This is a genomic window from Actinocorallia sp. A-T 12471, assembly GCF_033875155.1.
Classification (GTDB): Bacteria; Actinomycetota; Actinomycetes; order Streptosporangiales; family Streptosporangiaceae; genus Actinocorallia.
On sequence record NZ_JAWZTE010000002.1, the window covers coordinates 308,280 to 324,928 of the forward strand.

The 16,649-nt window shown below is 72.3% G+C and carries 11 protein-coding genes; 3 read left to right on the forward strand and 8 right to left on the reverse strand.

Annotated elements, in window-relative coordinates; translation table 11 throughout:
- Positions 1 to 87 precede the first annotated feature (87 nt).
- The 6 genes from R9X44_RS06470 to R9X44_RS06495 all read right to left on the reverse strand — a co-directional run bounded on the left by R9X44_RS06470 (position 88) and on the right by R9X44_RS06495 (position 9,246).
- Positions 88 to 3,123, reverse strand: a complete 3,036-nt coding sequence (locus R9X44_RS06470) for a BTAD domain-containing putative transcriptional regulator (RefSeq protein ID WP_319813057.1) — start codon at positions 3,121 to 3,123, stop codon at positions 88 to 90.
- A 92-nt stretch (positions 3,124 to 3,215) separates the two neighbouring features.
- On the reverse strand, positions 3,216 to 5,042 hold the full coding sequence (locus R9X44_RS06475; RefSeq protein WP_319813058.1) for a substrate-binding and VWA domain-containing protein: 1,827 nt from the start codon (positions 5,040 to 5,042) through the stop codon (positions 3,216 to 3,218).
- A gap of 88 nt (positions 5,043 to 5,130) precedes the next feature.
- A complete protein-coding gene (locus R9X44_RS06480; protein WP_319813059.1) occupies positions 5,131 to 5,940 on the reverse strand; it encodes a MaoC family dehydratase N-terminal domain-containing protein in 810 nt (269 codons plus the stop codon).
- On the reverse strand, positions 5,937 to 7,079 hold the full coding sequence (locus R9X44_RS06485) for a CoA transferase (RefSeq protein ID WP_319813060.1): 1,143 nt from the start codon (positions 7,077 to 7,079) through the stop codon (positions 5,937 to 5,939). Before R9X44_RS06485 ends, R9X44_RS06480 begins: the two co-directional genes overlap by 4 nt.
- Before the next feature lie 22 nt (positions 7,080 to 7,101).
- A complete protein-coding gene (locus R9X44_RS06490; RefSeq protein ID WP_319813061.1) occupies positions 7,102 to 8,244 on the reverse strand; it encodes a CaiB/BaiF CoA-transferase family protein in 1,143 nt (380 codons plus the stop codon).
- A 78-nt stretch (positions 8,245 to 8,322) separates the two neighbouring features.
- Complete coding sequence (locus tag R9X44_RS06495; protein WP_319813062.1) at positions 8,323 to 9,246, reverse strand: hypothetical protein; 924 nt, start codon at positions 9,244 to 9,246, stop codon at positions 8,323 to 8,325.
- A gap of 177 nt (positions 9,247 to 9,423) precedes the next feature.
- Between R9X44_RS06495 and R9X44_RS06500 the strand changes: the two genes are divergently transcribed.
- Together R9X44_RS06500 and R9X44_RS06505 are read left to right on the forward strand one after the other, a co-directional pair.
- The gene (locus R9X44_RS06500) at positions 9,424 to 10,323 is read left to right on the forward strand and encodes a phosphorothioated DNA-binding restriction endonuclease (RefSeq protein WP_319813063.1); all 900 of its coding nucleotides are present in this window, start codon (positions 9,424 to 9,426) and stop codon (positions 10,321 to 10,323) included.
- A gap of 66 nt (positions 10,324 to 10,389) precedes the next feature.
- On the forward strand, positions 10,390 to 11,106 hold the full coding sequence (locus R9X44_RS06505) for a M50 family metallopeptidase (RefSeq protein ID WP_413774915.1): 717 nt from the start codon (positions 10,390 to 10,392) through the stop codon (positions 11,104 to 11,106).
- A gap of 615 nt (positions 11,107 to 11,721) precedes the next feature.
- Here R9X44_RS06505 and R9X44_RS06510 read toward each other — a convergent pair.
- The gene (locus R9X44_RS06510) at positions 11,722 to 12,762 is read right to left on the reverse strand and encodes a DUF6777 domain-containing protein (RefSeq protein WP_319813064.1); all 1,041 of its coding nucleotides are present in this window, start codon (positions 12,760 to 12,762) and stop codon (positions 11,722 to 11,724) included.
- Between the two features lie 131 nt (positions 12,763 to 12,893).
- Between R9X44_RS06510 and R9X44_RS06515 the strand changes: the two genes are divergently transcribed.
- Positions 12,894 to 15,176 (forward strand): protein kinase domain-containing protein, encoded by a 2,283-nt coding sequence (locus R9X44_RS06515; protein WP_319813065.1) that lies wholly within the window; start codon positions 12,894 to 12,896, stop codon positions 15,174 to 15,176.
- A gap of 54 nt (positions 15,177 to 15,230) precedes the next feature.
- On the opposite strand, the gene R9X44_RS06520 is transcribed toward R9X44_RS06515, so the two are convergent.
- Entirely contained in the window at positions 15,231 to 16,553 is a 1,323-nt protein-coding gene (locus tag R9X44_RS06520) for a cation diffusion facilitator family transporter (RefSeq protein WP_319813066.1), read from the reverse strand.
- Positions 16,554 to 16,649 lie beyond the last annotated feature (96 nt).

Here is a 16,649-nt window from a genome sequence, read left to right on the forward strand (position 1 = left end):
GGACGACCGCCTCCCGGCCCAGACCCGATCGGCACGGACCCGATCGGCACGGACCCGATCGGCACGGACCCGATCGGCACGGGCCCGTCAGAGGGCGGCGAGGGTGGCCGCGGCGCGCGCGGCGAACAGCACGGCCCCCTGACGACGGGCCAGCGCGGCCGCCTCTTCCAGGACGCTACGGGCCGCGTCGACGTCACCCAGGGCGGCAAGCGCCGCACCGCGCAGGTGCAGGAGATCGGCGCGGACGTAGTCCTCTCCCGTAGCGTCCGCGAAGGCAAGTCCCCTGTCCACCTCGGCGAGGGCGGCCGCCGGATCGCCGAGGCGTAGCAGCGCCTCACCCATCTCCGCGTGCATGACCGTGCTCGTCGCCCGCATGGACAGCGACGCGTACGAGTACCCGGCGCGTTCGCGCAGCAGCGCGAACCCTGCGGCGTCGTCGGCGCGGCTCCACGCGAGCAGCGACCCGGCGAGCCCTTCGAGCTGGGCGAACCCGCCGTCCGCGCACAGTTCCAGCGCGCGGGCGGCGGCCTGCCCGGTGCGTTCCCTGTCGAGTTCCGTGAAGGCGGTCCAGGCGCGGAAGTGCGCGGCCGACGCCCTGTCGTAGGGGTCACCGGTGGCGAGCGCGAACCGTTCGGTCTCCGCCTCGACCGCGCGTGCCCGCGCGGTCTCGCCCCGCGTGGCGAGGGCGAGGCCGAGGAACGAGCGCGCCATCACCGCCGCGCGCGACCGGAAGGACCCGGGCGGCCCCGAGAGATCTCCCGCGACGGCCTCCTCAAGCCGTTCCTTAGCGCGATGGAGGTCACCGCGTAGGACCGCCGTACAACCCGTCGCATACGCGCCCGCCACGGGGTCCAAGACGGTGAGCCGTCTTGCGTACTCTTCGGCGGCCGCGTACTCGGCGCTGGTATTGGCGTGCTCCCACAGCTGCCCCAGGGCGGCCGCCACTCCGGGCGCGTCCGGGTCCACGAGGTCGAGCACCTGACGCATCCGCGCGTTGTTCTCACCGACCTCGGGCGCGTTGTAGCCGTCGAGTCCGGACAGCAGGGACGCCCTGCGGGCGAGCGCGTCGAGCTCGCGGGCGGCCTCGGCGGGGTCGAGCGCCGAGCGTGCCGCGTGCACGGCAGCCTGGCGGCGTAGGAAGTCGGCGGCTTCGGCGTCGGCGAACGCCCGCGAGGCCGCCTCCGCAGCACGCCCCAGCCAGGTGACGCGCTCGGCCCGGTACCCCAGCGGAGCCGCCTGCTCGTAGTGGAAGGCCAGCTCGGCGGGCGTGCCGCTGCCCTCGGCGAGGTGCGCTGCGGCGAGCGCCGCGTGCAGCGCGGCCCGCCGCACCACCGGCAGCCCGGCGAGCACCGCCTCGCCCAGCAGCGCGTGCGCGAGCCGCAGCGACGCGCCCCGCTCGGTGACCAGCCCCGAGGCGAACGCGGGACCGAGCGCGGTGAGCGCGCTGACGACGTCGGAGCCCCACGCCGCCGCGAGCGTCGCGGGCTCCACCGGACGGCCCGCGACCGCGAGCAGCTCGACGAGTTCGCACGCGTCGGGCGGATGCTCGTCAAGCCGCCGCGCGATCACCGCGTGCAATGCGGTTTCCGCCGGGACACTCCCTATCTGCGCGAGATGGAAGGGATTTCCCCCGGTGACCGTGTGCAGCAGCGGCGCGCCCTCGGCGTCGCCGGTCAGCTCGGCGACCTGCTCGGGAGTCAGGCCCCTGAGCTCGATCGGCGGCGCGTCCAGCGGCACCGGCCTGCGCGACAGGACGAGGCAGCGCAGCCCCTTGGCCCGCGCCTTGGCCAGATACCGCAGCAGGAGCACCGAGTCGGCGTCGGCGGAGTGCAGGTCGTCAAGGACGACGAGCAGGCCGCGCGGCGCGGCGACCCGCGCCAGCAGCCGCGTGACGCCCTCATACAGCCGGAACCTGCCGACGGGCTCCTCCGGCGCGAGCAGCCGTTCGCCCGCTTCGCCCAGCTTCGCCCGTAGATCGGCTGAGTCGTCCATCTCCGCGCGCAGCGCCGGGTCGGCGAGCGCGTCGGAGAGCGCGCCGGCGACCTGCGCCCACAGCCAGAACGGCGGCGCGTCGCCCGCGTCGGGCCCCCGCCCCCAGACGACGGGCACGCCGCGCTCCCGCGCCCGCGCCGCGACGCGTTCGGCAAGCGCGGTCTTGCCGATCCCACCGGGCCCGGTGACGACCCGGACGCCCTCCCCCGAGGCCGCGAACTCCCACAGGGTCGCCAGTTCCCCGGCCCGTCCGATGAACGGGCGCTCCTCCCGCGCGGCCGCGTCGGACGGCTCGGGCGCGGCGAGTGAAGGGTCCTGCTGAAGGATGCGGCGGTGTAGCGCGCGCAGCTCCGCCGAGGGGTCGATGCCGAGTTCTGCGTCGAGGGTGCGGCGCAGGGTCTCGTAGGCGGCAAGGGCCTCGGCCTGGTTGCCGACCCGGTACAGGGCGAGGATGAGCTGGCGGTGCGCGGTCTCGCGCAGCGGATGGGCGGCGGCGAACCGCCGCAACCCGGGCACCGCCTCGGCGTGTCTGCCGAGGCCGACCTGGGCGGTCAGCATGCCCTCTTCGGCGCGCACTCGCAGCTCGGCGAGCCTGTCGGCCTCGAGCCTGAGCGGTTCGAGATCGGGCAGTCCGGCGAGCGCGGGGCCGCGCCACAGGGCGAGTGCTTCGGCGAAACCGGTGGCGGCCTCGGCGTGCCGCTCGGCCGCGAGCGCGCTCTCGGCCGCCTCCACGAGGCCGGTGAAGGCGAGCGCGTCGGACTCGGGCTTGTCCAGCGCGTAGCCGCCGGCCCGGCTCACCAGCACCCGGTAGGGCGGGCCAGGCTCGAGCTCGCGGCGGAGCACCGAGATGTAGGAGCGCAGCGTCGCGACCGCGCCGGCCGGGGGCGCGCCGGACCACAGCTCGTCGGCGAGCTCACCGGCCGACGCGTACGCCGACGGCCGCACCAGCAGCAGCGCGAGCAGCGCGCGTTGGCGCGGTCCACCGAGATCCACGGGAACGCCGTCCCGCAACACTTCGAGCGGGCCGAGCAGACGGAAGGACAGAGCGGGAGCGGGGGTGTCCGTCTTGGGCATGATGATCCGCGCGTCGGAGTGCTCGGCCCCAGGGGAGGCGGAGGAGGCGCCGCGCACGTCTCCTCCGTCTCCCGCCGGAGCCGAGTCCCCCGGCCACCACGCGGCGACTCCTCAAGGTAATCAGACAGGCACGTCCTGTGCTGGCGATTCTAGAAATTGGACGTGACGTTGGCGATCACGGCGTCGATCGTCGCCGCGTCACCCGCGTCGTACGCCTTGGCGTCGGTCGCCTCGGCGATCTTCTTGAGGCCGTCGTGGTCGGCGCCCGCGGAGAACCCGATCGTGAACAGCCGGACGCCGCTCTCCCCGTCGAGCCTGCCGAGCAGGGTCTCCAGCGAGATCGAGCCGCGGTCGTCGTTGACGCCGTCGGTGAGCAGGACGACCGAGTTGATCGCGTCGGGCACCTTGTTCTCGCGGACCTTGGTGAAGGCCGCGAGCGCGGTGTCGAACAGGCCGGTGTCGGACTTGGGCTGCAATCCGCCGATGGCGCTCTTGAGCTTCGCGCGGTTCTGCGAGACCGGGCCGATCGGCACGAGCTCGCGGTAGTCCTTCGCGCCGTCGATGCGCGTGGCGAACTCCCACAAGCCGACCTTGTCGACGCCGATGAACTGGTCCATCGCCTTGGCGAGCGACGCCTTGGCCAGCTCCATCCGCGTCTTGCCGGTGCCCGGCACCTGCTCGACCATCGAGCCGGACACGTCGACCACCCACAGCACGTTCGAGCGCTTGCGCAGCGACTCCCAGCCGCGCAGGACCTTGTCCAGGACGGCGGGGTCGGGCGGCGCGAGCATCTTGGCGGGCTGGTTGGGCAGCAGGCCGTTGTCGGCGGTGATGAGGTCGGTGACCTTGTTGTCGTAGCCGCGGAACGCGTCCTCGGCGAACCTGGCCTGGCCGTCGGGGCCGCGTAGGAACGCGAGGAAGCCGTCGGCTATCGCCTTCTTGCCCGGGTCCATCGTGTTCAGCGCGACGTACGGGTGGTCGGAGACGATCGTCCCCTCCTTGGGGTAGACCGCCACCAGAGGGATCTTCGGAGGGGCGTGCTTGCCCGCGGTCGCGCGGTCACCCGTCGGGTTGCCCTCGTTGTAGTACCTGACGGACATCTCCTCGACCGCGACGGCCGAGACGTACCCGAGGGCCTGTCCCGCGTCGTCGGCGCGCTGGAGGCCGGACAGGAACGTCAGGGTCGTGTCGCCGTAGTGGACGATCGCGCTCTCCACGTCGCGGACGAACGACTTCACCCTCGGCGCGTCGAGGTCGCCGGTGGTGAGGTCGGCCGACTTCTCCGTCGCCGCGAAGTACGCGCCGACCGTGGCGTTCAGACCGGAGGTGGAGTAGTTCGGGTTGGTCTTGCCGAGTTTGAACTGACCCCACTCGGGGTGGCCGTAGGAACCCCAGCCCTGCGGGTCGCGCGACAGCTTGAGGATGTCCGACCAGCCGATCGCGCTGCCCGGCCAGCCGAGCGCCTCGGCCATCGGCCGCGGCATCGCGATGACCAGCGGCGACACCGCGACGCCCGGGGTCTCACCGGGCAGGAAGTCGATCTTGCCGCTGTCGGCGAGCCGCTGGCGCAGCAGCCCCACCCAGGTCGACGCGGCGGGAGTCCACACGTCGGGCTGCGGGGCCTTGTCGGTCTCGGTGTTCCAGCCGCGCGCGAGCGCCGCCATCGCCTCGCCCGACGACTTCGACTGAATCGCGATCTGGGCGCAGACCCCGTTCACCTCGGTGCCGGAGTACTCCTCCGCCAGGTCCTGCATGACGCCGAACTTCTCCGGCGACGACGACACGTTCAGCGTGACGCCGTCGGAGCCGCACGACTTGCCCGTCGGGCCGAGCAGGTAGAACGCGACGCCGCCCGCGAGCACGAGGACGGTGAGGATCGCGACGATCCCCAGGACCAGCGGACCCCTGCTGCGCCGTGGAGGCGGCGGTGGCGGAGCGTAGTAAGGCGGCGGGGTGTACGGCGGGGGGCTGTACAAGAGGTCCTCCAGACGCAGGGACAGGACATACGGCCCGCCCTTTCAGGGGGGTTTTGGGGTCTGACGCCAAAGTTATACAGCCGGTTCGTCAGACTGCCGACGTGAACGCCATGACGGCGGCGGTCTCGCCCGCCCCATTCGTCACCTTCGCTCCGTCCCCGGTGCGCTCCACCGACGCGTCCGTGCCCGCGAAAACCGGGCGTCGCAAGGTGAACGAGAGGGACGTCGGGCCGCCCTGCGGGGTGCGTCCGAGCTCGGCCATGAGGATCGCAAGGAGCGGGCCGTGGACGACGAGTCCTCGGTGGCCCTCTACTTCGGTGGCGTACGCGAAGTCGTAGTGGATGCGGTGGGCGTTGTAGGTGAGGGCGCTGAAGCGGAACAGCAGAGCGGGGTCGGCGGACAGCGCGAACGTACGCTCGTCCGTACGTCGCAGGCCCTTGCCGTCGGGACGGATGGGCGGCTCCGGGCTCGCGGGGGCGTCGCCGGAGCGGTAGACGATGTCCTGCTCTTCTTCTGCGAGCAGTTCCCCGGCGCGCAGAAGCCGGTGTCTTACGGTGGTGAACAGCAGCTTGCCTGTGCGGCCGTCCTTCTCCTTGACCGACGTCAGCTCCGAGCGCTTGACGAGCTCGTCGCCGAGCCGGATCGGGGCGTGCGCGGTGTACCTCGCCCCGGCGAACATCCGGCGGCGGTCGGGCAGCGGCGGGAGGAAGCGGCCGTCGCGGGGGTGGCCGTCGGGGCCGAGCGCGGCCTGGGGGTGGCGTTCGAGGTGGAACAGCCAGTGCCACAGCGGCGGCAGCTCCGCGCCGGGCGGGTCGATGTCCAGGAGCCCGGCAAGCGCGCGCACGGGCCCCTCGGCGACGACGTCGGCGGTCTCTACCGGCTCAGGCGTCCAGCTCATCCCACGACGCCCTTCTCGCGCAGTTCCGCGACCTCGCCGGGGGTCAGCCCGACGGTCCCCAGGACCGACTCGGCGTCCGCGCCGAGCACGGGCGCGGGCCTCGGCTCGCGCGGCGCGCCGTCCCGGATGGGGGTGCGCGGGGCGCGCAGCCGTCCGACGCCGGGTTGGTCGATCTCGGCGAGCAAAGCGTGGTCGCGGGCCATGAGGTCGCGGAACGTGCCGTACTGCGACCACAGGACCGACGTGCGGGCCAGCGTCTCGGCGGCCTCGGCGGCCGTCCGTGCGGCGAACCAGGGTTCGAGCAGCGCGGCGAGTCCTTCGCGGTGGCGGTATCTGTCGCCGTCGTCTGAGAAGTCCGCGCCTACCAGCTTCTCCAGCTCGGCGACCTTCTCCGACGTGCCCGTGGCCTTGGCGAGGTCGTCGAGGTGCCTGCGCGAGAGCGTCACGACCATGAACCTGCCGTCGCGGACCGCGAAGTCGCGCGCGAACCCGCCGAACAGGTGGTTGCCGATCCTCGGCCGGTCGACGCCGTTCAGCTCGGCCTCGCCGAGGAATCCGAGGTTCCCCGCGGTCGCCAGCGCCACGTCCGAGAGCGCGATCTTCACCGACCTGCCTTCGCCGGTGCGCAGCCTGTGGTGGTCGGCCGCGAGGATCGCGACCGCCGCGTACAGGCCGCACGCGACGTCCCACGCGGGCAGCACATGGTTCACCGGGGCGTCGCCGAGCCCGGTGACCAGCGGGAAGCCGGTCTCGGCGTTGACCGTGTAGTCCACCGCGGGACGCCCGTCGGGATATCCCTGCACGAGCACGTGGATAAGGCCGGGACGTGCCTTGGCCAGCTCCTCGTAGGCCGGCTTCGGCGTGTTCGCCAGCACCACCCCCGCCTGCGCGGCGAGCCGCAGTACGAGGTCGCGGCCTTCGGGCGTGCGCTGGTCGACCATGAGCGACCGCTTGCCCTTGTTCAGCGACGTCCAGTAGATCGACGCGCCGTCGGCGGTCACCGGCCACCGTGTGGTGTCGGTCGCGCCGCCGATCGGATCGACCCGCACCACGTCCGCGCCGAGCTGGGCGAGCGTCATCCCGCCCAGCGGCGCGGCGACGAAACTGGAGATCTCCAGGACCCGCAGACCGGTCAGCATGCCCCGAGCCTGCCACACCGGCTCAGCGCTGGACGACGGCACCGGAGGCGAGGAGGTCGTCGACGTCCTTGAACCCCAGCCCGGTCAGCACCTCGCGGGTGTGCGCGCCGGCCAGCGACGGCGGGCCGGTGATCTCGCCGGGCGTCCGGGAGAAGCGCGGCGCGGGCGCGGGCTGCGGGACGCCCTCGACGCCCGGCACGAACACGTCGCGCGCGGTGTTCCACGGGTGCTCGGCGGCCTCGGTCAGGCTGAGGACGGGCTCCACGCACGCGTCGGACGGGACGAAGATCTCCGCCCACTCGTCACGCGTCTTCTCCTTGAACTTCGCCGCGAACAGTTCCTTCTGCGCGCCCCAATTGGCCATGTCGTACTGCGGGGCCTCCTCGGGGGCGACCCCTAGACGCTTCAGGAACTCCGCGTAGAACTGCGACTCGATCGCGCCGACAGCCATGTGCTTGCCATCGGAGGTCTCGTACACGTCGTAGAAGGGCGCGCCCGTGTCGAGCATGTTGGTGCCCCGGTTGTCGGTCCACAGGCCGGACGCCTTGAACGCGTGGATGAACGTGGTGAGGTGCGCGGTCCCGTCCACGATTGCCGCGTCGACGACCTGGCCGCGCCCGCTCACCTTGGACTCCAGCAGCGCGGCGAGCACCCCGACCACGAGGTACATGCTGCCGCCCGCGAAGTCGCCGAGGAGGTTGAGCGGCACCTGGGGCGGGCCGCCCGCCCGTCCGATGGCGTGCAGCGCGCCCGTGATCGCGATGTAGCCGATGTCGTGCCCGGCGGTGTGGCTGAGCGGGCCCTCCTGGCCCCAGCCCGTCATCCGGCCGTACACGAGCCGCGGGTTGCGCGCGAGGCAGTCGTCGGGGCCGATGCCGAGCCGCTCGGTGACGCCCGGCCGGAAGCCCTCCAGGAGCACGTCGGCCTGCTCTACGAGGCGCAGCACGACGTCACGGCCCGCCTCGCTCTTGAGGTCGACCGCGACCGAGCGCTTGGAGCGGTTGGTCATGTCCTTCTCGGCGACGGGTCCCGCGCCGCCGCCCTTGCCCGCCCGGTCGATCCTGATCACCTCGGCGCCGAGGTCGGCGAGCAGCATCGCCGCGAACGGGCCGGGACCGATCCCCGCCAGCTCGATCACACGTACCCCGGAAAGCGGACCAGCCATAGAACACCCCTCACCTCAAGGACTCACCGCACAGTGTGCCACGAAGGTAAGTGATCGCTTTGTCCCGGGGGCGGATCTTCAGTCGAGCGTGAACGCCCGCAAGGGAGCGCGCTTGGTCCGCTCGCCCCTGACGAAGTGCAGGCCCGCCCGCTCATGCGCCCCGTGGAGCGTGACGCCGTCGCCCGCCGCGAGGAAGTACCAGTGCTTGTTCGGGGCGCGCCACCACAGTGCGGTCCTGCCGTCGGCGCACTCACGCGCCTTGTGCGCGTGGCCTCCGACGGTCAGCAGGCCCTCGTAGCGGACGACGCCCTGTGGGCCGGTGGAGGCGCGGCAGAGAAGTCGGCCCTCTCCGCCCTGTCCGGGCAACGTGCCCTCCCAGAGGATCCTTTCCTTCGGCGTTGCGGTCACCGCCTTGGCCGGGCTGACGAACACCTCAGGCACGTGCTTCGCACCGGACGCCATAGGCAGGCCGCCCTGCTCCTCCACGGCGAGCGCGCCCGCCGCCGCGCACGTCACGAGAAGGGCGACCGCCAGAGGGGCCCGGGAGCGGCGGCGCACCCCGCGCGCGCCCACCGGCCCCGGCGTCACCACGTTCAACTCGGGCATCCGCGCGACCCTGTCGAGCACGGCCTGGGCGTCGGGGACGGCGAGGTCGACAAGGACGTCACGCGCCTCGTACCTGCGCATACCGAGCACACGGCACAGCACGTAGGCGACCCGCTCGTCCGGGCGCAAGGCGGCGAGTTCAGGGTTGTCGGGAGCCTTGGCGGGCGTTCCGCGCAACCGCCACCGCAGCTTCCACGACGGCCGTATCGAGCGGCGCAGGACCGTCCGCCGTGCGTCGGCGTAGGCGCTGCCCCCTACCGGGCGGCGGGGAAGCGCGCGGTCGACGATCCCGCGCGCGAGGGCGAGGCGCACGTCGTTGGCCCGCCCGCCCGGCAGCACGAGGTAGGACAGCCTGACCAGCTCGCGGTACCGCCTGTCTGCGCCGAAGTCCGGCATGGGTGGGAACCTCTCTGACCCGAGGGAGTGGAAACGGTCAGAGGCTAGGAACGGCGCGGACCCGTCGCGCGGGGGTTGGCGCTACGTTTACCGCCGCCCGGACGATCTGTGGCTCCCCGCGCGACGATGTCATCCGATAGACGACAAATGCCGGTGAAGTAGTTTTACGATTGCCGCATGGAGTGGCTGGAGCTGATTTTGAGGTTGCGCCGCTGGACCGACAACGGAACCCGCGACCCGCACAAGGCGCTCCTCGTCCTTTACGCCATCGGCCAGCTCCAACGCGTCGGCTACAAGACCATCCGCTTCCGTGACGCCGAATCCGTCCTCGAGGGGATGCTCAAGGAGTTCGGACCGCCCAGGCCCGCCGGAGCCGGATACCCGTTCCACCACCTCGCCTCCGACGGGCTGTGGGAGGTCGCGACGGCGTCGGGCGGGCCGTGCCCGTCGGCGGAACGGGCGGCGCTGCTCGCCGAGGACGTGCACGGGAGGCTGCACCCGGCCTTCGCCAGGGACCTTCTCGCCGAACCCGCCCTTCTCGCCCAGATCGTCAGGCTGCTGCTCGACCTCAACTTCGAAGGCGGGCTGCACGCCGACGTCTGCGCCGCGGCCGGGCTCATGCCCGAACTCGCGCACACCGCCGCCGTCGCCGACTTCGGCAAGGGCGACCTCCCGCGCACCGACCGCGACCCGATCCTGCGCCAGAAGATCCTGCTCGCCTACGACTGCCGCTGCGCCTTCTGCGGCTTCGAGGGCTGGATAGGGACCACCGTCATCGGGCTTGAGGCGGCCAGGCTGCGCTGGTGGGCCTTCGAGGGGCTGGACGATCCGACCAACTGCCTGTGCCTGTGCACACTCCACCACAAACTGCTTGACAAGGGCGTTCTCGGGCTTTCGCCGCTCGGGAAGATCATGGTGTCGCGGCAGTTCGTCGGGACGACCGAGACGTCGCGGCGGCTCGTCACCGACCTGTCCGGGCGCGCCTTCCACCCGCCACAGCCCGGGTTCGCCGGGCCCGAGGCCCGCAACATCGCCTGGCACGGCAGGCAGGTCTTCCGCGGACCCTCCCTCGCCTAGATCAACAGAACACACGCGGGCATCCGGACGTCATACCCTGGGCGCACTCCGAAGGGCGGATATCAGGTGAAGTTCAGCGACTTGTGGCACGCGCAGGACGTCCCGGAACTGTGGATCAGCGGCGTGGCGACCCTCGCCGCCCTGGTCCTCGTCGGGTACGGGCCGGTCTGGCGGATCGCGCGCAACGTGGTGACCATCGCGCACGAGGGCGGGCACGCGATCGTCGCGCTGGTCTTCGGCCGCAAGCTCGACGGCATCCGCCTGCACTCCGACACCTCCGGCGTCACCGTCTCCCGGGGCAGGCCCGACGGCGCGGGCATGGTCTTCACCGCCCTCGCCGGCTACACCGCGCCGTCCCTGCTCGGCCTGCTGTTCGCGTGGCTGCTCGGCATGGGCCGCATCACCCTCATGCTGTGGTTCGCGCTGCTGCTGCTCATCGGGATGCTCGTGATGATCCGCAACGTGTTCGGCGTCGTGTCCGTCGTCACGACGGGTGCGGTGATCTTCGCGGTCTCCTGGTTCGGCTCCGCCGAGATCCAGGGCGCCTTCGCCGCCTTCGGCGCGGCCTTCCTGCTCCTGGCCGGCGTCCGCCCCGTCTTCGAACTCCAACGCCTGCGCGCCCGCCGCCAGGCCCCCAGCTCCGACGCCGACCAGCTCGCCCACCTCACCGGCGTCCCCGGCATCGTCTGGGTAGGCGTCTTCTTCACCGTAGCCCTGGCCTCCCTCCTCCTAGGCGCCTGGCTCCTCCTCCCCCTTGAATGGCCCCTCCCCCCAACCCCCTAACAAACCCACCCCCCAACCCCACAAACACCCACCCAACACCAGGGGCACCCTCAGAGCCCGCCGAAAACCGCCAGACGACGCGAGCCCCCACGCCTCCCGGTCAGCCGCGCAGGAGCGAGGCGACGTCCCTCTCCCGCAGCCCCAAAGAACCAGCGAGCGACGCGGGAGCCCCCGCGCTCACGAGTCGGCCACACACGAGCGAGCGCGACGCCCTCTCCCCCAGCCCCGAAGGACCGGCGAGTGACCCCCGGCCTCACGAATCAGCCACACACGAGCAAGGGCGACGCCCCTCTCCCACAGCCCCGAAAGACCAGCGAGCGACGCGGGCGCCCCCGCGCTCACGAGTCAGCCGCACGCGAGCGAGCGCCACGTCCCTCTGGACCGGCGAGCGACGCGGGTGCCGCCTGCGCCTTACGCGTCAGCCGCACGGGATCGAGGGCGACGCGGGAGCCGCCCGCGCCTTACCGGTCAGCCGCACAGGAGCGAGCGCGACGCGGGAGCCGCCCGCGCCTTACCGGTCAGCCGCACAGGAGCGAGCGCGACGCGGGGAGCCGCCCGCGCCTTACCGGTCAGCCGCACGGGAGGGCGACGCGGGAGCCGCCCGCGCCTTACCGGTCAGCCGCACGGGAGGGTGGGCGATGTTCCCTTCCCGCAGTCCCGAAGGGACTGCGGGGTTTGTTTTTCGGGGGTGGCGGCAGGGGGGTCGGCGGGGGGAGGGGGGTCGGCGTCTGGTTGTGGGGGTGTCTCGGGGGCCGGGGGGTCGTCGGGGGTTGTGGGCGGGGGGTCGGCGGCGGGGGGAGGGTCGTCCGGGGTCTGGGCGGGGGGTTCCGGGGCCTCGGTGGGTGGGGCGTCGGAGGGCTCGTCCGGGGGTGTTGTGGGCGTCGGGAGGTCCGTGGGCGGGGTGAGGGGCGTGGTGGGGGCGGTCTTGGCGGGGTCGCCTGGGCTGGCGGGGGCGGACGGCGGCTCGGAGGCCGCGGTCGGCGGGACGGGCTCGGGCCGGCCGTCGGCCTCCCCCTCGGTGCCGACGGGACGGTCGAAGGCGGTGCCGGTGTCGGCGTCCACGAGCTTCAGGTCCTCGACGTCCCGCTCGGGCGGGCTGACCACCGTCACCTTCTCGGGAGAGAACTGTGGCCACGAAGCGCCCTTGAAGTCACTTTCCTTGGGATCCACCTCGGGCTCGGACAGCGGATTCCCGCAATTGCACTTCACGACGGGAAGGCCCCGCGCGTTGACCATGACCGCTATACCCGCCTGGAGAACCGCGGGCATCTTCGTGGCTTTCCCGTCACGGTAGCCGTGGTTCGTCACGAGGGTGTCGGCGCGGAGCAGGACAGGCGTGAGCCCTGCGACGAACTTCGCGATGCCGTCCGGCGAGATGCCTTGCGCGGACGCCCACACCTTCGCCTTGTCCGGGTCGCCTTCGAGGAACTTCACGAGCGCGTCCTTGTCGCAGACGGCGTCCTGCCTGGTCCCGCCGTACAGGCCGGGCTCGTCGCCCTTCTTGTCCCCGCCCGCCGCCGCCAGCCTGCCGACGTCCTCGTCGTCCGTGCCGGACACGATCGTGTAGGCGTCAGGTCCGGGATCGCCGACCGCGAGCCGGGTGATGACGGTCCCCGCTCCCCCGCACGCCGCGGACCCCATAACCAGCAGAAGCACGAGAAACAGCACTGTTCCCGGCTTTGTCACCATCCCGACCCCCGTCTGGATTTTCGTAAGTCTTTCGTCTTTGATGTCTCATAGACGGGGGAAATATACAATTCCTGAGCCTGGCCGGGGAGGGACTCATCTTGCGCGCGCTCCAACCGGGGGACCCGGAGCGACTAGGCGACCACGAACTGCTCGGACGGCTCGGACACGGCGGCCAGGGGACCGTCTTCCTCGGGCGCGGGCCGCACGGCGACGTCGCGGTGAAACTGCTGCACGCGCAGCTCAGCGCCGACCCCATGGCCAGGGCAAGGTTCGCGCGCGAACTCGCGACACTGCGGCGCGTCGCGGGGTTCTGCACCGCGCGCGTGCTCGCGGCCGACCTCGACGGCGACCGGCCCTACATCGTCAGCGAGTACGTCCCTGGACCTTCACTGCGCGACCTCGTCGCCGCCGAGGGACCGCGCAGCGAGGGCGCCCTCATGCGCCTCGCCGTCGGCACCGCGACCGCCCTCGCCGCGATCCACGGCGCGGGCATCGTGCACCGCGACTTCAAGCCCCCGAACGTGCTGATGGCCGCAGACGGCCCCCGCGTCATCGACTTCGGCATAGCGCGCGCGCTCGACAACGTCGGTATGCGGACCATAACCGGCAACCTGGTAGGCACCCCCGCCTACATGGCGCCCGAACAGTTCACCGACTCGTCCGTGGGCCCGGCCGCCGACCTCTTCTCGTGGGCCCACACCATCGTCTTCGCCGCCACCGGTCGCCACGCCTTCGAGGCCCCCACCCTCACCTCCCTCATCCACGCCATCCGCACCGCACCCCCCAACCTGACCGGCATCCCTCCTGAACTCCTCCCACCCCTCCAAGCCTGCCTCGCCAAGTCCCCCACCGCCCGCCCCACCGCCCAAGACCTCCTCTGGACCCTCCTAACCCTCCCCAAACCCCCACCCCCCACCAGCCCCACCCCCCAACCCCCCTCCCACCCCCAACCCCAACCCCCACAACCCGCACAATCCCCCCAAACTCCACGACCCACCCAGCACCAAAAGCCCACCCAAACCGCACAGCTCACACCACCCAAGCCCCCCGCACACCCCACAAAGCCCCCACCGCCCGCCGCGCAGCCCACAAAGCCCCCACCGCCCGCACCGCCCGCCGCGCGGCCCACCCAGCCCACCGCGCAGACCGCCCAGCCCTCGCCGCCTGTCGCGCAGACCGCACAGCCCGCACCGCCCGAGCCCCTCACCGCGCAGACCGCACAGGACAAGCAGCCCACCCACCACGCCCAGAACCCACCCCCGGCAGCACATGCCCAAAAACCACAGCACCCACAACGCGCACGAGACGCACAGCACGTGCGGGCTGCGCAAGACGAAGTGGGTGCGCGGAGTACGCGCGATGCCGTGGGTGCGCAGGCTGCACGCGATACAGCGGGCACGCGGGATGCGCGCGATGCTGTGGGTACGCGAGATGCCGTGGGTTCGCAGACTGCGCGCGATAAAGCGGGCACGCAGGATGCGCGCGATGCGGTAGGTACGCGAGATGAGGTGGGTGCGCAGACCGCGCGCGACGCGGCGGGTACGCGGGACGGGGCAGGTGCGCGGGACAGGGCAGGTGCGCGGGAGGCGCAGGACAGGGCGGGTGGGCGGGAGGCGCGCGATGCGGCGGGTGTGCGGGAGGGGCTTGACGGGGTGAGTGCGCAGGCTGCGCGCGATGCGGTGGGTACGCGGGATGAGGTGGGTGCGCAGACTGCGCGCGACGCGGTGGGGGCACGGGACGGGGCGGGGGCGCTGGACGGGCAGGACGGGGTGGGGGCGCAGACTGCGCGGGATGGGGTGGGTGTGCGGGATGGGGTGGGTGGGCGGGAAGGGTGGGAGGGGGTGGTGAGGCCGGTGGGGGCGGTGCGGCGGGGGCGGTCGCCGGTACGGGTTTCGGCGGTCGACTCGACGCAGGATCTGGGTGAGCGGAGGGTGGTCGCCCGGCACTCGGCCGAGCATGCCGAAGAGACGCCCGGCGAGGACACGGGCGAGGGCGGGCGGCCCAGGCTGCGGCGGACCTGGCCGCTCACGCTGGCCCTGATCATCGTCACGGCGGTGTCGCTGCTCGACATGGCGTCGCTGTCGGTCGCGGCGGGCGGGCCCGTCGTGGAGTTGCGGCAGCAGTGGACGCTGGTGCTCGCCACCACCTACACGTCGCTGGCCGTCATCACCCTGTTCGGGGCCGTCGCCGCGTGGCGCGGCTACCGCTCAGGCGTGTGGACGATCATCGCCGTCCGGCTCGTCCGCGCGGGCATCTGGCTCGCGACCTTCGGCCAGGTCCCCCCGCACACCCTCACCGTCATCCTCCAAACCCTCTCCCCCACCCTCGTGATCACCCTCCTCCTCACCGCCCTCTACCTGGGCCGCCCCAAACCCCCCTGACCCCACCCACCAACACCCCACCCCTCAACGCAAGCCGCCACAGCACGTCCAGCGTCACATCGCGTCAAGAGCCGCACCACAAGCCGCCCCGCAGCGCCACCAGAGCCGCAGCGCAAGCCGTCCGCAGCGCGTGCAGCCCCGCAGCGCGTCCAGCGTCACAGCGCAAGCCGCCCTCAGCGCTACCAGAGTCGCAGCACGTCCAGCGTCACCCGCGTGCACCGTCAGTGCACCGTCGCAGCGCGACCAGAATCGCAGCGCGACCAGAATCGCAGCGCGTCCAGCGTCGCAGCGCGTCCAGCGGCTCAGCGCGACCAGCGGCTCAGCGCGACCAGAATCGCAGCGCGTGCAGTATGGGGGGTGGGTTCGGGGGAGGGGTAAGGCCAGGGCGGGGTGGGGGTGGGGGGAGGTGCAGTGGACTGGGGTGTCGGCGGCGTGGTCGACCTCGAGGGTCGTGTGGGTGATGCCGTAGGCGTTGTGCAGGAGGTCGCGGACCTGTCTGCGGACGGTGTGGCAGTCACCGCCGGGGCCGACGACGATGTGCGCGGACAGGGTCGGGTGGCCTGAGGTGACCTCCCAGACGTGGAGCGCGCCGATCGCCGCGACATGTGGGACATCTCTGACGGAAGCGCTGATCTCGGCGGCGTCCATGCCGTCCGGGGCGGCCTGGAGCAGCACCCTGCCCGCGTCGCGCACGAGGCCGATCCCCGCCTTCACCATGAGGACCGCGACCACGAGGGACGCGACGGCGTCGGCCCGGTTCCAGCCCGTCGCCATCACCACGCCCCCGGCGATCGCCGTCGCCACGAACGCCAGCAGATCGTTGAGAATGTGCTGGTATGCCCCTTCCACGTTGAGCTTCGAGCGGTCGGCGCGGCGCAGCAGCCAGGTCGCGGCGAGGTTCACCGCGATGCCCGCGAGCGCCGTCATGACGACGAGTTCGCCCTCGACGGGATGCGGCGCGATGATCCGCCGCACGCCCTCGACCGCGAAGTACGCGGCGAGCAGCAGCAGGGTGAGCCCGTTGAGCTGCGCGGAGAGGATCTCGACGCGTTTGAGGCCATAGGTGAAGCGGCCGGTCGGCGGGCGCGCCGCGATCCGCATCGCCAGCAGCGCGACCGCCACCGCGAACGCGTCGGTGAGCATGTGCGCCGCGTCCGTCAGCAGCGCGAGCGACCCCGACGCCACCCCCACGACGACCTCGGCCGTCATGAACACGACGATCAGCGCGAGCGCCCCGCGCAGGAACCGCCGATCCGCGTCGGCCCCCAGACCGTGCCCGTGGCCGTGCCCATGCCCGTGGCCGTGGCCGCGCGCGGGACTGCGGTTTCGGGCATGGTCGTGTGTGTTCCTGTGTTCGAGTTCGGCTTCCGTGCCCATCCGCCCAACACCCCCTGACCGGCAACCCTAGCTTGGCGCGACTCAGCTGACCTGGGATTTCGCGCCGGGTGCGCCCGTCGGGAGCGCGCCCGGGAA